Origin of the sequence: Nocardia pseudovaccinii NBRC 100343 (genome assembly GCF_001613225.1) — a bacterium.
GTDB lineage: Bacteria > Actinomycetota > Actinomycetes > Mycobacteriales > Mycobacteriaceae > Nocardia > Nocardia pseudovaccinii.
On sequence record NZ_BDBY01000266.1, the window covers coordinates 1 to 16,866 of the forward strand.

Consider the following 16,866-nt stretch of genomic DNA (forward strand, 5'->3'; position numbering starts at 1 on the left):
TTCGGACTTACTCGTCTAGTCCGTTCGTGACACACCCACTGCCGGTCTTCGCCGCAGATGCACAGGTAGGTCCTTGGACCTGTGTGTCCCCGACCTGGCAGTCCTGCGTCGGCCCCGACGGCGGCGGCTCGGCCACGGCGACGGGACCGGCTACCGCGAGCAGGCTCCCGAATACCGCGACGAGCGTGGCTGCCGGACGCTACCAGCGCATTCAGCGGGCCCCACCATTGACGTACAACGTCTGCCCGCTGACATAGGACGCCTCATCACTGGCCAGAAACGCGATCACCGCGGCGACCTCTTCGGGCTGTCCCACGCGGCCCAGGGGGGTCCGCTCGGCCACAGCCTTCTGATGGTCTTCGGCCGTGACCCCGACCCGGTTCGCGGTCGCGGCTGTCATCGCGGTGGCGATGTAGCCGGGCGCGACGGCATTGACAGTGATGTTGTAGGGCCCGAGTTCGATGGCCAGCGTCGCGGTCAGGCCCTGGATGCCCGCCTTCGCGGCGGCATAATTCGCCTGACCGCGGTTGCCGAGCGCCGAGCGGCTCGACAGCGAGACGATCTTGCCGTAGCGCTGGGCGACCATGTACTCCTGGGCCGCCTGGGTGCAGTGGAAAACGCCGGTCAGATTGACCGAGAGCACCGCATTCCAGTCGTCCTCGGAGAGCCGGAAGAACAGATCGTCGCGGGTGATGCCCGCATTGTTGACCAGAATGTGCGGACCGCCGAGATCGGTTGCGATATCGGCGAATACGGATTCCACCGAGGCGCGGTCGGTGACATCGCAGACATAACTGCGGGCCGCGCCGCCCGCCGCGACGATCTGTTCGGCAGTGTCCTCGGGTGCATTGCGATCGAGCACCGCGACCTGTGCGCCCTGGGCGGCGAGCAGTTGCGCGGTGGCCGCGCCGATACCCTGTGCCGCGCCGGTGACCACGGCGACCCGGTCGGTGAATCTGGTCATCGAACATCCTCCTCGGGAGTTGATACGGCGGTCATCAGAATGCGCTGACTCCGGTCAGCGCACGACCGATCAGTAGCTTCTGGATCTGGCTCGTGCCCTCGTACAGGGTCATCACCTTGGCGTCGCGCAGATATTTGCCGACCGGGAATTCGTCGATATAGCCATAACCGCCGAAGACCTGCAGCGCCCGATCGGCGGCCCGCACCGCGGCCTCACTCGCGAACAATTTCGCCTTCGACGACTCGACGGCGAATTCGGCGCCACGGTCGATCAGATCGGCCACCCGCCACACCAGCAGCCGGGCCGCGTCCACATCGAGGGCGATATCGGCAAGCAGCTCCTGCACCAGCTGATGCCCGGCGATCGGCTTGCCGAATTGTTCGCGCTCGGTGGCATATCCGACCGCGGCATCCAGGCAGGCCTGTGCGATGCCGACACAACCGGCGGCCACCGACATCCTGCCCTTGGCCAGCGCCGCCATCGCGACAGTGAAGCCCTTGCCCGCATCGTGCAATCGGGCGCCGTCGGGGACCCGGACGCCGTCGAGTACAAGTTCGGCGGTGGCCTGCCCGCGCAGACCGAGCTTGCCGTGGATGGCGCGGGCGGTGAAGCCGGGGGAGTCGGTCGGCACCAGGAAGGCGGTGATACCGCGATGCCCTTCGCCGCCGGTCCGGGCAAAAACGAGGGCGACATCGGCCCACGTGCCGTTGGTGATGAACATCTTGGTCCCGGACAACACCCAGTCGTCACCGTCGCGAACCGCGCGGGTGCGCAATTGCGCCGCATCCGAACCGGTCCCCGGCTCGGTGAGGCCGAAGCAACCGAGTGCGGCACCCGAGGTCAGGCGCGGCAGCCAGGTGCGCTTCTGCTCCTCGGTGCCGTAGTGGTCGATCGATTTGGCGACCAAACCCAAAGAGACCGAGACGATTCCGCGTACTGCGGAGTCACCGCGGCCGAGTTCCTCTAGTACCAGACAGTAGGTGAGATGGTCGCCGCCGCTGCCGCCGTACTCCTCGGGAATGGTCAGACCGAGGAAACCGACTTCACCCAGTTCGGCCACGATCGCGGTATCGACGGATTCGGTCCGGTCCCACTCCGTCGCATGCGGCGCGATCTCGCGGTCGACGAATTCGGCGGCGAGCCGCTTGGCGGCGGCCTGTTCGTCGGACAGTTCCAGGTTCATCACGACTCCGGGGCAAGAAAACTAACAGCGGAAGTTTCCCGTATGCTAACTGTCGCTAAACTAGCGATGCAAGTTTGATGGTGTGGGTATCCGCCGTGTGACACTGGATTGACCGACCAGGAGGTTTTCGTGGGAAGACCCCGCCACCCCTTGCTCAGCCGCGATCGCATCGTGTCGGCCGCGCTGGATCTGGTGGATGCCGAAGGACTGGAGGCGGTTTCGATGCGCCGACTCGCCACCGAACTCGGCGTGCAGGGCCCATCGCTCTACAACCATGTGGCCACCAAGGACGACCTGCTGGACGCGATGGTCGATGCCGTACTCGGCCAGATCGATCTGTCCATGTTCACCGATATCTCGGATTGGCGGGTGGCACTGCGCGATTGGGCCAGGTCGTATCGGGCGGCCCTGGCGGCGCATCCGAAGGTGGTGCCCGCCCTGAATCAGGGCATGGGTCGACGGCCGAATGCGTTGCGGCAGGCCGACGCGGTCTTCGGGGGTCTGGTGGCGGCGGGCTGGCCGCGCCGCGAGGCCACCCAGGTGGGCGCGCTCATGCGGTTCTTCGTCACCGGGTCGACGCTGGGGTCGTTCGCGGGCGGGTTCCCGGAGGACGCGGCGGTCTATCGCGGAAATTATCCGCATCTGGACGAGGCGCATCTGCTGTCGGGACGGCAGCGCGATATCGATGACGCCGCCTTCGAAACCGGGTTGCGCGCGTTGCTGGACGGGTTGTCGTTGCGGTTCGAGACGCTGGAGGGTGCGGCGGGCGGGCGCTAGCGCGCGGCCAGCCAGTCCGGGAATTCGGTCAGCTCACCGAGGACGAAATCCGCTCCCGCCGTGCGCAATTCGTCGGCATCGCAGGGACCGGTGGTGACCCCGAGCGCATAGACGCCCGCCGCTCGCGCCCCGCGCATATCGCCCTGGTGATCGCCGACGAACAGGTCCGCGCGGTGCTCGCGCAATGCCGCCGCCTTACCGTCCGACCACAGATCACCGACCACCTCATCAATTCGCCATCCGAGTTCGGCGACGTGCAGCCGGGCCAGTGGTTCGTGTTTGCCGGTCACGATGAGTATCCGCCCGCCGCGCGCACGGACGGCATCCAATGCGGCATCGGCACCGGGCATGGCCGGAATGTAGGGCACGATCGATGGATAGATCTCGCGATAGCGGGTCACCAGTGCCGGGATGAGCTGCTCGGGCGCACCGGCGTCTGCCAGCAGCATCGCCAGCGGCGGCCCGAGCCGGTCGGCCAGTTCAGCACTACGCAACGGCAGACCGAACTCCGTGGCCAACTGCTCGATCGCCTTGCACACGCCCGGCCGGGAATCGATCAGCGTCATATCGAGGTCGAAGGCGACGGTCCAGGTCATCCCATGACCTTATCGTCGAGGTTCGATCAGCCGCGCGACAGGACCAGCGGTTAACCAAACATGGCACGGCGAAGATCAATCAGGGGGAACATTTCCGCAGGCGGCGCGAAAAGCAGGTCGCCGACCTTACAGTTGACCGACAGCGAAGGGCTCCGGTCTGCATCGCGGAGGACGAGATGACGAGCCAGCGCCAGCCACCGACCGTGGGCTCGATATTCGGGCACTACCGGTTGGATCGGCTGCTGGGGCGCGGAGGCATGGGCGAGGTCTACCAGGCCTACGACATGCGCAAGCGCCGCAGTGTGGCGATCAAGGTGCTCCTCGAACGGCTCGCGCAGGACGAGGGGTACCGCGAGCGATTCCAGCGCGAGGCCGACGCCGCCGCGCGACTGCGCGAACCGCACGTCATCCCGATTCACGATTACGGCGAGATCGACGGCCACCTGTATATCGATATGCGCTTGGTGGACGGTGTCAGCTTGCCGTCGGTATTGGAGAGCAAGGGGCCGATGCCCGCGCATCAGGCGGTGGCGGTGATCCGCCAGATCGCGTCGGCATTGGATGCCGCGCACGCCGAAGGACTGGTCCATCGCGACGTCAAACCGGACAATATCCTCCTCACGCCGGAAGGTTTCGCCTATCTGGTCGACTTCGGTATCGCGCATTCCGATGCCGATCAGGGGTTGACGACCCACGGTGCGGTGATCGGTTCATTCAGCTATATGGCGCCGGAACGGTTCCGTTCCGAGCACACCACGCCCGCGGTCGATGTCTACTCGCTGGCTTGCGTGCTCTACGAATGCCTCACCGGCGCACGGCCGTATGGGGGCACCACCGACGCCGAGATCATCAGCGCGCATCTGTTCGGGCCGGTGCCGCGACCGAGCACGAACCGGCCGGACGTGTCGCCCGCGCTCGATACCGTCATCGAGCACGGCATGGCCAAAAACGTGCGCGAACGTTACCGGGCGGCGGGGGACCTCGCGCATGCGGCGGAGGCGGCGCTGACGAGTGCCGGTGCGGTCACCGAGGGGCGCACGGCGGTGTCCGCGATCGGGGTGCACGATGAACGAACCTCGAATCGTGAAGCCGGACAAGGCAGCTCGCCCGATACCGCGACCAGTGACGATCTGTTATCCGTTGCCCGGAAACCCGATACGGAGCAGCCCGAAGCCGAGACAAGCGATACACAGGGTGTCACGGTGGCCGAACCGCGCCGTCGACGCCGCAGGCTGACCGCGCTGGTCCTGGCACTCGCCGCCGTGATCGCCGCCGGAGCCGGATACGGGGCCTGGACCATGCTCGGCGATCGAAAGGGCACCGCGGTCGCCGACGCCACCGCACTGCGCGACGCCGATATCGATCTGCTGAAGATCGTCGCCCAGACCGGCCGCAGCCGATCCACCTGCCAGCACGAGCAGCCCGATACCTCCACCACCGTCGCGGTCATCTTCTGCCCGGACAACCCCGCGGCCAGCGAGTCGGCGGTCCGATACATGCGGTTCCGCAATCTCGACGCACTACACGACTACTACAACCTCCTGATCCGCACCTTCCAGACCACCAACTGCCCCGGCGACCCCGCTGGGCCGGACGGCCCAGTGATGTACGAGGGCAAGGAGATCGGCCGCAAGGCGTGCCTCGCCAACCGCGCCGATGACCCCAACGCGCCGAAACCATCCCTGCTGCTGACCGATGAGCCCCAGCTCGCGCTGGCGTTCTTCATCTGGCCGTCGCCGAGCGACCAGCCGCTGCGCGACTACCTGTCCAAGTTCGCCGCCAGCCAGTTCCTGACCGCCGAAGCCGCCCGTGACCCGGACTTTTTCACCCCCGAGGACCGCGTCCTGCTCGGGCATCTCGGCAATGCCTTCGGTCCGGCGAACTGTCGGCACGTGCCGCCGCCCGGCGGCACGGTGAACGCCGCCATCGTATGCAGTACCCCGCCCGACTATCCGTCCGCACTGTTCTTCGGATTCCCGGACGCCCAGTCGGCAGACACCTTGTACCGGGCCGACGTCGGGGTGCTCGGCGGACACGCCTGCGGTGGCGGCGGCACCGACGAGGTGTGGCGCAGCGGGGGCAAGGACATCGGCCGATTCTTCTGCTTCCTGGACAACGATCCGGATATCGGCACCCGGACCTGCCTGATCGCCGTGCACTCCGACGCCCACCTGATCGCCCAGTTCTGCACACTGGTGCCGGAAAACCCGCTCCCCGGACCGAAAACCGAAGCCCAACTGCGGGACTGGTTCGACAAGCACACCACCTAGTTGTGCGGCATAACGCCGAAGGTGAATTCGGTATCGCCGATACGGATCGTCACACCATCGGTGAGCGCGGCGCCGTCGATGACCCGGACCCCGCCGACGAACACCCCGTTGGAGGACAGTAGATCCTTCAGCACGCATGTCACCCCATTGCTGACGATCACCGCGTGATGGCGGCTTACCTTGCCGTCGTCGAGCACGATGTCGTTATCGGGCAGTCGGCCGATGCGGGTGAACGGGCCGGTGATCGGGAACGTCTGCCCGGTCGAATCCCGCAGGTACGCTTGAGATCCGGGCGCTATCAGGTCGACGACGGTAGTGGCCCGCAGTGCCGATGCGACGGCATCGGCGGGCGGGGTGAGCGGTTCCTGGCGCAGCATCTTGGCTTCGAGTTCGCGAATCGAGGCCACCGGATCGATCCCGAGTTCATCGGCGAGGGTCACCCGCAATCGGCGCAGCGCCTCGAGTGCGTCGCTCTGCCGACCGCTCACGTACAGGGCGGTGATCAGCTGCTCCCACAGCGGTTCGCGCAGCGGATACCTGTCGGCCAGTTCGGCCAGCTCGGCGATCACGCCGTCGGCCCGGCCCTGCGCGATCTCGGCCTGGGCGCGGGCCTCGATGACACCGATCCGTTCGTCGTCGAGGGCGGTGGCGAAGGCATCGGCGAAACCGAGGCCCTGCAGGTCCGCCAGCGCGGTGCCGCGCCACTGTGCGAGGGCGCTGGAAAGCACCTCACCGGCCACCGAGAACCGGCCCGCGGCCATGGCCCGCAATCCGGATTCCTTGCGCGTACGGAACCGCTGGACATCACAGCTGTCCGCGGGCACCGTGATCCGGTAGCCCGTGCCCGCGCGCGAAAGGATCGTGCGCGCGTCGAGTCCGGCATCCCGCAACGGCTTTCGCAGATTCGACACGATGGTGTGCAGGCTGATCCGGATATCCGGCGGCGGATTCTCCTCCCACACCGCCTGTGCCAGCGCCTCCGTCGACACCGGCCGGTTCGCATTGACCACCAGATACGCCAATACCGCACGCTGTTTCACACCACCGAGCGGTTGCGCGACCCCGTCGATCGTCAACTGCACCGGCCCGAGCACCCCGAATCTCGCCCGTATATCCGACATCCCCCAGTCCTCCCGTTCTCGAAATGTCCATCGAGCGCCACGACCCCGCCGTTTCCATCGTGGCAGCGGGTGCCGCGTTCGGGGACCGTGGAAGAAGTATCGGACGATCACGCATGTCGCGCATCCGACGCCGGTAGCGTTGAAGCGCGCACGGGGAGAGAGGTCGCCAGATGTCAGTCGATCCGGATCAGCACATTCTCGACTCGGTCGCGCGGACCGCGGCCACCGTGCCCGCGTATCGGGCATTTCTGGACGCGCACGGGATCGATCCGGAGAAGATCACCGACGCCGCGGCCTTCCAGCAGTTGCCGTTGACGACCAAGGCCAATTACCACCACCGCTATCCGCTACCCGAACGCTGCCGCGGTGGCGAGCTCACCAACTGCGATCTGATCGCGGTTTCATCGGGATCGACTGGGACGCCGACCTTCTGGCCGCGCACCGCCGCGGACGAGGCGGCGGCCACACGCAGGTTCGCGCAGGTGCTCGCCGACGGCTTCGCCGCCGCGACGACGCGCACCCTTGCGGTGGTGTGCTTCCCGCTGGGTACCTGGGTCGGCGGGCTGTACACACTCTCCTGCCTGCGGGCATTGGCGGCGGAGATGCCGTTGACGATCGTCGCGCCGGGCAATAACAAAGCGGAGATCTTGCGGGTGATCCCGGAACTGGGTTCGCATGTCGATCAGGTTGTGCTGCTGGGGTATCCGCCGTTTCTCAGGGACGTCATCGATACCGGACTTCGTGCGGGAGTCGAGTGGTCGCGTTACTTGGTGAAACTCGTATTGGCCGGTGAGGTGATCAGTGAGCAGTGGCGCGATCTGATGGCACAGCGGACCGGGCTGGATCCGGTGCGGGATGTGGCCTCGCTGTACGGGACCGCGGACGGGGGAGTCCTCGGAAACGAGACGCCGTTGAGTGTGCGGATCCGGCGGTTTCTGGGCGAAAATCGCGCCGGAGAAGAACTGTTCGGGAGTCGGCGATTGCCCACGCTGCTGCAATACGATCCGGCGGATCGGTATTTCGAATCCATCGACGGCACACTGGCATTCACCGCCGATTCCGGGGTACCGCTGATCCGCTATCACATCGCCGACGACGGTGGCGTGGTCTCGCATGCGGATATGCTCGCGTTCTGTGCCGCCCACGGCCTCGATCTCGGCGCCGAAACCGGACCCGAGCTGCCGTTCGTCTATGTCTTCGGGCGATCGCTGCACGCGGTATCGATATTCGGGGCGAATGTCTTTCCGGAGACGGTAACGATCGGGCTGGAACAGCCGGGAGTCAGCGAATGGGTGACCGGCAAGTTCGTGCTGGAGGTGTGGCAGAACGCCGATCACGATCCGACATTGCGCGTCACGGTGGAATTGGTCCCCGACGAACCGAATACCCCCGAACGCACCCGACGCGTCGCCGAATCGATTCGCGACGAATTGCTGCGCCGCAATAGCGAATACGCGCATTACGTTCCGCCCGAACGTCACCTGCCGCATGTCGAGCTGCGCCCCACCGGTGATCCGGACTACTTCCCGATCGGGGTGAAGCACCGCTATACACGCTGAGCGTGTTATTCCTCGGCGCGGAACTGGGCGCGCTTGTAGTCGCCGTACGGTTCGTCGCGTTCGCGCACGGCCTCGCGGAAACCGACGGTGGCCGAACGCAGTTGGAAGGCGTAACCCTCGCGCGTGTGCCGGGAGATCCCGTCGAATACCGTGCTGATCATCGCGGAATTCGTCACGCCCTGCGAATGCAGCGCCGAATTGAGCGCCAGTTTGGCCATCATCAACTGGTTGATCGGCATGCGCGCGATGCGTGCCACCAATGCCTCGGCGCGCTCGTCGAGTTCATCGGCCGGACACGATTCGACCGCGAGACCCCACTCTTCGGCCTGCTTCCCGCTGATGCAGTCACCGGTGAACAGCAGCCGCTTGGCGCGCTGATCGCCCAGGCGATGGGCCCACATGCCCGCCGCCGGAATACCCCATACGCGGGTGGGCGGGTAGCCGATTTTGGTGTCGTCGGCGCAGATGATCTGGTCGGAGTAGAGCGCGATATCGGTGCCGCCCGCGATGGCGAAGCCGTGCAGTTTCGCGACCGTCGGCTTGTTCGCGTTCATCAGGCTGGCGAAACCGCGGTTGAACCGGCTCATCATGGCGTAGTCGATCATCGGATCCCAAGTGCCCCAGGGATTGTGATTGACCGCCTGCACCACCGGATCGGCAACGGTGCCGGTGGTGTCGATCGAACCATCGGCACCGTGGCTGCCCTGTTCGGCGAACATATCCAGGTCGTAGCCGCCGCAGAAACCCTTGCCGCGCCCGGATACCAGGATGACGTGCACCCGCGGATCCAGATCGGCCCGCTCGACCGCATGGGCGAGATCGACCGGGGTGTCCGGGGTGATCGTATTGCCCTTCTCCGGGCGGTTGAAGGTGATGCGCGCGATGCGCCCGTCGCGCTCATAGGTGATCGTGCGGTACTCGCGTTCGCCAGCGGGGTCGGGCCGATCCCGCCACGGCGAATCGGGCACCTCCGTCCAGTTCTCGTACCAGGCCGCGGGGCGGGTGCCCGCATGGTTCGAAAAGGCTTCGCTATCAGGCTGATTCACGTGGAACTCCCGGTGCACTCGATGCCGTATTCGCGGCAACGGTGCACCACGCCACCGGCGGTCGCTGCATCGTTGCGCTCGATGCCACCGTAGCGAACCGGGTCGAGCTCAGGCCTCGGGTGCCGCGGTGTCGTCGGGGAAGGAGTGGTGTTCGTGCACCACGACCCAGCGTCCGTACCGCTTGCGCAGGCCGAAGGTGATCCGCAGGCGCTTGGCCGGATCGCGGGCGAAATCCTCCGCGGTGCCGCACAGCAGCAGCGCATGCGCGAATGCCACGTCTGCGCCCGCCTCTACCTCGAGCGAAACGATGTCGAATGTCGCACCCGATGCCTGCCATTCGAAGAAGCCGGGCCAGGTCTCCCGATAGGCGTCGATGCCACGCACGCCTTCATTCGGCGGGGGCACATCGAACATCACGATGTCGTCGGCATGATCGGTGACTACACCGGCCAGGTTGCCGGTGTGCACCGCCGCCGCCCACCGCTCGATCAGGATTCGGATCTGCTTCTCGTCATCGGACATATCTGGTCGTCGTCCTCTCCGGCCCGGCCGCCGGGGTGTGCGCCGTGGCTCTTACCCAGAGAGCGTGCCGAATTCACCACGCGGACGCAATGACTGGGAATGCATTCGTGCAAGATCCCAATGGCGAATTTCGCGCCGGTTACCGTTCGGCAGAAACCGTTGAGTCAGTTATGGTCGGCGCGGCGAGGGTGGAGCGTTTACGGCCGTAGCCCAGGTAGACCGCAATGCCGACGAGCACCCAAACCGCGAAACGCACCCAGGTCAGCCCGTCCAAGGTGGTTGCCAGCAGTACGCAGCCGATCAGCGCGAGAATCGGCACCAGCGGCACCAATGGGGTGCGGAACGGCCGTTCCCGATTCGGCTCCAGCTTTCGCAGCACCAGCACTCCGACACAAACCACCGCGAAAGCGGACAGCGCGCCGATATTCACCAATTCGACGACGATATCGATCGGCAGCAGACCGGCAATGGTCGCGCAGACGACGCCCAGCAGCAGCGTCAGCCGGACCGGAGTGGCCCGCTTACCGGTTTCGGCGAGACCGCGCGGCAGCAGACGGTCGCGGCACATCGCGAACATCAGCCGCACCTGTGCGTAGACGATCAGCAAAAGGCCCTTCGTGAGCGCGATGATCGAGGCGATCACGATGACATTGCCGATCCAGCCGACGTGCAGATTCCCGAAGGCGGTCGCGATCGGCGAGGCGTTGTTCAGGGTGGCGAACGGTGCGATGCCGGTGAGCACGGCGCTGACCAGTGCGTACAGCAGGGTAGCGACCAGGACCGTGCCGATGATCGCGAACGGGATATCGCGGCGGGGGTTGCGCGCCTCTTCGGCGGATGCGGCGACGACATCGAATCCGAGGAAGGCGAAGAAGGCGATCGCGGCGCCGCCGACGATGCCACTGAATCCGAACGGCGCGAACGGGGTCCAGTTGCCGATATCGATGTGCGGTGCGCCGATCGCGACGACCAGGACCAGCAGGCCGATCGTCACCGCGACCAGTGCCTTGGTGATCCGGGCCGTCAGCGTCACCTCGCCGACCAGGACCGCGACGATGACGCCGATGATGAGCACGGCGGGCAGGTTGACGATGCCGCCCTCGGACGGGCCCGCCGTGATCGCGGTGGGCAAAGTGATGCCGAACATGGAGTCCAGCGCCGAGACGACGCTGCCGGACCAGCCGATCGCCACGGCCGCGCCCGCGATGACGAATTCGAGCAGCAGATTCCAGCCGACCAGGAACGCTGGACCTTCGCCGAGGGTGGCGTAGGTGTAGGTATAGGCACTGCCGGAGACCGGCACCATGGCCGCGAGTTCGCTGTAGCAGAGCGCGACGAGCACACAGACGGTTCCGGCCAGCAGGAACGACAGCACAATCGACGGCCCGGCCTTCTCGGCAGCCGCGACACCGGTGATGACGAAGATGCCCGCCCCGACGATCGTGCCCACACCCATGGCCGTGAGGTCGATCCGCCCCAGACTGCGCTTCAGGGTCGGCGACCCTGAAGCGGGGCTCGTCGCGGTGTCGGGCAGGCGGCGGCGCCACCGGGTTGGGCTGGTCATGAACTCCCTCAATGCATGCTCTGGCTGCGGCCGACCGGCCGAGTCGGCTATCCATTGTGGTCGGCGGAGTTGGCGAGGCCGACGCCGGGGCGATCAGCAAGCAATCCATACCCACGAATGCGTGGCGTGCAGCTGCACGCCACGTGCACCGCTGCAACGCCCGCAACCCGCCCCGCCGCAATCGCTGGGCAAGCGACACTTGGACGGTTGATCACCATGTAACCGTGGCGGCAAACGCCGAGAGAAGCACGCCGCCAGCGCATTCTCCAAGGCGGCTAGACGTTACTGGAGATAACAGGTAATCTTGGAGGACGGTCGGGCAAGGGTGCTCGGGTGAGAGCAGAACGAAACGGATTACCTCAATGACGCGGCATGTCGACGTACTGATCATTGGCGCGGGCCTGTCCGGCATCGGGATGGCGTGCCATCTCACCCGCGAGCAGACCGGACGCAGCTATACGATCCTGGAACGCCGCACCGCCATCGGCGGGACCTGGGATCTGTTCCGGTACCCGGGCATCCGCTCCGACTCCGACATGTTGACCTTCGGCTTCGGCTTCCGTCCGTGGATCGGCACCAAGGTGCTCGCCGACGGCCCGCACATCCGCCAATACATCGAGGACACCGCCGCCGAATACGGCGTCACCGAGCACATTCGGTTCGGGCGCAAGATGACCAAGGCCAGCTGGTCGAGCGAAGCCGAGCTGTGGACCGTCGAGGCGCTCGACGAGCAGACCGGCGAGACCGAGATCTACACCAGCAACTTCCTCGTCGGCTGCACCGGCTACTACGACTTCGACAACGGATACCGCCCGCGGTTTCCGGGCGAGGCGGAGTTCCGCGGGCAGATCGTGCACCCACAGCACTGGCCGGAAGGTCTGGACTACCGCGGAAAGCGCGTCGTGGTGATCGGCAGCGGCGCGACCGCGATCACGCTGGTCCCGGCGATGGCCGACGACACCGCGCACATCACCATGCTGCAGCGCTCGCCCACTTACATCACCGCACTGCCCGCCGATGACCCGGTCGCCGTCGGCATGAAGTACGCGCGGGTGCCGGAGAAGATCGCCTATCGGGCCGGGCGGGCACGCAATATCGCCTTGCAGCGGGCCAGCTTCCAGCTCTCGCGCACCAATCCCGAGCTGTCGAAGAAACTGCTGCTCGCCGCGGTGCGGATGCAACTCGGCAAGCAGTTCGACATGCGGCACTTCACGCCGTCGTACAACCCGTGGGACCAGCGGCTGTGCGTCGTCCCGAACGGCGACCTGTTCAAGGTCCTGCGCAGTGGTAAGGCATCGATCGTCACCGATCACATCGACCGCTTCACCGAAACCGGCATTCGGCTCGCATCCGGGGAAGAACTCCCCGCCGATATCGTCATCAGCGCAACCGGTCTCACCGTGCAGATCCTCGGCGGCGCGGCACTCGATGTGGACGGCGAGCCGGTGTCGACCCGTGAGCACGTGGTCTACAAGGGCACCCTGCTCGACGGCATCCCCAACGCGATGCTGGTCCTCGGCTACACGAACGCATCGTGGACGCTGAAGGCGGATCTGGCCGCCGAATACTTCTGCCGCCTGCTCAACCACATGAAGGCCAACGGCTACACCAAGGTCGTCGCGATCGCCGAAGACGCCGACCGCTCCGATCAATCACTGATGGGCGGCGCCCTGACCTCCGGCTACATCCAACGCGGCGACGGTGTCATGCCCCGCCAGGGGGCCCGCGGCCCCTGGCAGGTCATCAACAACTACTTCCGCGACCGCGCGCTACTACGCAAGGCGCCGTTGGAGGACGGGGTACTCACCTTCGACGGTGCCGCCGCCCGGCCCGGCCGCAAGTCGAGAGGCCAGGCGCGCAAGCGGATTGCATAGCCGAGGGGCCGGTCAGGGGATCAGCACGAGCTTGCCGGGTGCGTGTCCGGCGATGCCGACCTCGTGGGCCTTCGCGGCTTCGGCGAGCGGGAAGGTGGTATCGACGATGACGCGCAGCGCGCCGGACCCGGCGCGCTCGATGAGCCCACCGCGCGCGGCGCCGCGGACTTCGGTGCCCGCGTCCTGCCCCGGACCGTAGCCGAGCAGCTTGATGCCTGCTTCGGCGCGTCGTGGCGACCCGGCGATCGAGGCGATCCTGGTGCGGTCGGCCACCAGTTCCAGCGAGACGTCGAGGGCCTCGTCGGTACCGGCGAAGTCGACTGCGGCGGTGATGCCCTGCGGCGCGGCGGCGCGCACTCGGTCGGCGAGTCCAGGGCCGTAGACGACAGGGATGGCGCCGAGCTCGTGCAACAGTGCGTGGTTGCGTTCGGCGGCGGTGGCGATCACCGTCGCACCCTGAGCGGTGGCCAGTTGCACGCCCATCAGGCCGACGCCGCCTGCCCCGCCGTGGGCGAGTACCGTGTCGCCAGCACCCACGCCGACGGCATGCAGTGCGTGGACGGCAGTCGTGCCGGTCAGCATCAGCGACCCTGCCTGGGCCCACCCGATTTCGGCGGGTTTGGTGAAGATCGAGGTAGCCGGGGCCGTGACGTAGTCGGCGTAGGCGGCCGTCACGGGGTACACGATGACCTCGTCCCCGACCTGCACACCGGTCACATCCGCACCAACCTCGGTGACGACGCCCGCACACTCCAGACCGATCGAGGGCATCGATGCGGCCACTCCCGCGACCTCCTTGTGGTCTTCGTCCACGGCATGGAAAGCCCCACTGTAGAGCTTCCAGTCGATCGGATTGACCCCCGCGGCCCGGACCTCGACGACCACGCCGTCGGCGGCCGCGCACGGAGTAGGCACCTCGGTCACGGCGAGCACATCGGGTGTGCCATAGGCGGTCGGACGCACGATTCTGGGCATGACTGAGCTCCTGTCCTGGTGGGGTGGCAGTCGGCACTGCCCGGCGAATAGGCGGCGCGACCGATCGGTTGTCTCGTCGAGAGCGGCGCATCCGCTTCCGAGAACTCCTGAGATCAGTATTGATCCACCGAGACATGATTTCCAGTGCAATATTGGTAAGGAGTACTTGCGTTGAACGCAAGGGTTGGCACGGTTACGGCGGCTTACAAAGAGAGTTTGCAAGGACTCTTTGCACCCGTCGCCACGACCGGGCGATGGTCGAATCCGGCCGTCGAGCGGTGGACCGCCGTTCTCGCTGCACTCCGAACCGAACTCGGGCGCGGGGCTCGGACCGCTGGTCGTGGTGGACGCCGGTGCGCAGGCCAGGGAGCCGACCTGCGCCAGTGAGTTGACCAGCGGCTACGCCGTATCCGGTGGATTTTCGGCGATTTCTACGTGATCAGGGAGTTGGATCAGCGGGTCGAGGAACATCTCATCGGGCGAGAGACGCTCGGTGCGTAGTGATCAACTGGCAAGCGGTGGATTGCTGCTGCTGACACAGTTCTTCTGGACGTCCCGGCCAGGGAGGGCTTGTGTCGATGCGCCCATGCGACCGGACCGTGCGATCAGCGGCACAGCCGTCACCTTCGCATCGCGGTACGGGCGGCGGAGGATGGCGGCGCCACGTGTCTCTACATCGTCGAGACGCTTGTGGAAGAAGCCCATCACGAATCTCATTATCGGGCGGTAGTCGGGGGCGATTGCGCCGAGGATCTGTTCACCCTGTATGAGTGAGGTACGCGCGGAACGTGCCGTGGCCGAGATCAGCGCCCTGACGCCTGAAGTGTCCAGTCCCTGTTCGAGGTCTGCCCTGGTCACGCTGTACCGGTCGAGGTCGGACAGCGGCAGGCACAGTCGCCCGTCTCGCAGGTCCTCGAACACGTCGGTGAGGAAGTCTGTTCGCTGCGTCCCGTCGGAGAGCATGCGCGCGAAGGACAGGAAGTTTCGGTCCGGGGCTAGACCTGGCATAGCTTCGGTGGTGACCATGAAAGACGGCAGCACGACTGTGTCGATATAGCGCTGGTAGTCGGATTCCTGAGCGAATCCGGGGAAGTCCAGATCGATGCGAGTCCCAGCCAGGTACGAGTCGAGCCAGGTGCGCGAAAGCTTCTGCACGTCGGCGGAGTGCAGATATGGCCGTAACAGTTGGTGCTCGGAACTGCCGGTGTCCAGCGCCGCCCCCACATGGGCGGCCCACTCCTCGAACCGCTGCGTCCGCCCCTCGACAGGGCCACTGTCACAAAGGTCATCGGTGTAACGCACCAACGCTGCTACCGCGACCATATGCGGCAGTCCCTCCGGCGGAACCAATACCCGCGTCGGCAACCAGACAGAGAAATCTCTGCGTCGTAAATACCGTGCCGCAGCTGTATAGTCGGCGCGCACCGCGCGGTCCCGCACCCCCACATCCAAGCAACGTCGCCATGATCGCACGAGCACTCCCCCCAGATCGTCCGTTACACAAGGGATTCTGATCATATTCGGTCTCGTCCCAGGACTTCGAGGGATCGTGAGCGAATTACTCGGTGAGCCCGTCGAATGTCGGTGCGAGGGGGCGGTAGACGGTGGGTCGTGTCATCCGAACTCGGCAGCGATCTGCGCGACGGCATTCCGGCGCTTGCCCTCGGTGTCGACCTCGTCGGACGTCGCGCGCCAGCCGTACCTGCCGCGGACCGAGTTTCGGTTTCTGCCCACCGGTGCGGCCATGGGCGCGGGCAGCAGCGAGGCCGTCGCGGCTGCGTGAATCAGGTTGGGGACAAAAGGGTTTCGGCGACCGTCTGCATGTGAGCCAGGTAGGTGGCGCGCGCGCGTGGGGTGGCGTCTGCGCGGGTGAGGGTGCCGCGAGTCAGGGCGTAGCCGATGGTTTCGGCGATGATGCGCGGCGGGACGGTGGGGGAGATGCGGCCTGCGGTGTGCAGGCGTTCGAGGTAGCGGGTGAAGCGGCGGATGGGGCGTTCGGCGATTTCCTGGGCGAGGATGGCGACTCGGTTGTCGACGGCACCGCGTTCATCGATGATGCGCAGCATGGGTCCGGCTGTGCGGACCGCGGCGGCGAAGGCATCGATGGTGGCGGCCAGCATCACTCGGGGATCGTCGGTATCGATATCGGGTTCCTGGGCATCGAGGAAATCGTCGCGGACCCGGGCGGCGAGGGCGAGGAAGATTTCGTCCTTGGAAGCGAAGTAGACATACATCGTCGCGCGGGAAACGCCTGCGGCGGTGGTGATATCGGCGACGGTGGTCTTGTCGTAGCCGCGCTCGGCGAAGACGTCGGCGGCGGCATCGAGCAGCGCGCGATGGCGGTCGGTATCGGATCGTTCCCGCGCCGCACGTACCGACCAGCCTGCCTGTGTCATGAAATCATCGTCGTTGACA

At 66.1% G+C, this 16,866-nt stretch carries 14 protein-coding genes; 4 read left to right on the forward strand and 10 right to left on the reverse strand.

Translation table 11 applies throughout. From position 1 onward, the window contains the following. Positions 1–211 precede the first annotated feature (211 nt). Together fabG and NP3_RS32880 are read right to left on the reverse strand one after the other, a co-directional pair. Complete coding sequence (gene fabG, locus NP3_RS32875) at positions 212–964, reverse strand: 3-oxoacyl-ACP reductase FabG (protein WP_063045635.1); 753 nt, start codon at positions 962–964, stop codon at positions 212–214. Between the two features lie 34 nt (positions 965–998). Further along, positions 999–2,147, reverse strand: coding sequence for an acyl-CoA dehydrogenase family protein (locus NP3_RS32880; protein WP_063045636.1), 1,149 nt, complete (start codon positions 2,145–2,147; stop codon positions 999–1,001). 129 nt (positions 2,148–2,276) lie between these two features. On the opposite strand from NP3_RS32880, the gene NP3_RS32885 reads away from it, so the two are divergent. Then, positions 2,277–2,924, forward strand: coding sequence for a TetR/AcrR family transcriptional regulator (locus NP3_RS32885; RefSeq protein WP_063045682.1), 648 nt, complete (start codon positions 2,277–2,279; stop codon positions 2,922–2,924). Here the strand turns inward: NP3_RS32885 and NP3_RS32890 are convergent. Beyond that, positions 2,921–3,520, reverse strand: a complete 600-nt coding sequence (locus NP3_RS32890) for an HAD family hydrolase (RefSeq protein WP_063045637.1) — start codon at positions 3,518–3,520, stop codon at positions 2,921–2,923. The two genes, NP3_RS32885 and NP3_RS32890, sit on opposite strands and share 4 nt — an antisense overlap. 176 nt (positions 3,521–3,696) lie before the next feature. Here NP3_RS32890 and NP3_RS32895 point away from each other — a divergent pair, with 176 nt between their 5' ends. Beyond that, the gene (locus NP3_RS32895; RefSeq protein ID WP_063045638.1) at positions 3,697–5,790 is read left to right on the forward strand and encodes a serine/threonine-protein kinase; all 2,094 of its coding nucleotides are present in this window, start codon (positions 3,697–3,699) and stop codon (positions 5,788–5,790) included. On the opposite strand, the gene NP3_RS32900 is transcribed toward NP3_RS32895, so the two are convergent. After that, entirely contained in the window at positions 5,787–6,911 is a 1,125-nt protein-coding gene (locus tag NP3_RS32900) for a BTAD domain-containing putative transcriptional regulator (RefSeq protein WP_063045639.1), read from the reverse strand. The genes NP3_RS32895 and NP3_RS32900 overlap by 4 nt on opposite strands. A 170-nt stretch (positions 6,912–7,081) precedes the next feature. Between NP3_RS32900 and NP3_RS32905 the strand changes: the two genes are divergently transcribed. Further along, positions 7,082–8,470 (forward strand): phenylacetate--CoA ligase family protein, encoded by a 1,389-nt coding sequence (locus tag NP3_RS32905; protein ID WP_063045640.1) that lies wholly within the window; start codon positions 7,082–7,084, stop codon positions 8,468–8,470. A 5-nt stretch (positions 8,471–8,475) separates the two neighbouring features. Here the strand turns inward: NP3_RS32905 and NP3_RS32910 are convergent, their stop codons facing one another. The 3 genes from NP3_RS32910 to NP3_RS32920 form a co-directional block, all read right to left on the reverse strand. After that, the gene (locus NP3_RS32910; protein ID WP_063045641.1) at positions 8,476–9,516 is read right to left on the reverse strand and encodes a crotonase/enoyl-CoA hydratase family protein; all 1,041 of its coding nucleotides are present in this window, start codon (positions 9,514–9,516) and stop codon (positions 8,476–8,478) included. A 108-nt stretch (positions 9,517–9,624) separates the two neighbouring features. Further along, complete coding sequence (locus NP3_RS32915) at positions 9,625–10,038, reverse strand: YybH family protein (protein WP_063045642.1); 414 nt, start codon at positions 10,036–10,038, stop codon at positions 9,625–9,627. 139 nt (positions 10,039–10,177) lie between these two features. Then, entirely contained in the window at positions 10,178–11,602 is a 1,425-nt protein-coding gene (locus tag NP3_RS32920) for an APC family permease (protein WP_063045643.1), read from the reverse strand. Between the two features lie 362 nt (positions 11,603–11,964). Between NP3_RS32920 and NP3_RS32925 the strand changes: the two genes are divergently transcribed. Then, entirely contained in the window at positions 11,965–13,476 is a 1,512-nt protein-coding gene (locus tag NP3_RS32925; protein ID WP_063045644.1) for a flavin-containing monooxygenase, read from the forward strand. A gap of 12 nt (positions 13,477–13,488) precedes the next feature. Here the strand turns inward: NP3_RS32925 and NP3_RS32930 are convergent, their stop codons facing one another. The 3 genes from NP3_RS32930 to NP3_RS32940 form a co-directional block, all read right to left on the reverse strand. After that, positions 13,489–14,451 carry an NADP-dependent oxidoreductase gene (locus NP3_RS32930; protein ID WP_063045645.1) on the reverse strand — a complete coding sequence of 321 codons (963 nt, stop codon included), beginning with the start codon at positions 14,449–14,451 and terminating at the stop codon, positions 13,489–13,491. Between the two features lie 504 nt (positions 14,452–14,955). After that, positions 14,956–15,816, reverse strand: a complete 861-nt coding sequence (locus NP3_RS32935; protein WP_169814620.1) for a squalene/phytoene synthase family protein — start codon at positions 15,814–15,816, stop codon at positions 14,956–14,958. A gap of 419 nt (positions 15,817–16,235) precedes the next feature. Then, entirely contained in the window at positions 16,236–16,847 is a 612-nt protein-coding gene (locus NP3_RS32940; RefSeq protein ID WP_063824976.1) for a TetR/AcrR family transcriptional regulator, read from the reverse strand. Between the last annotated feature and the right edge of the window lie 19 nt (positions 16,848–16,866).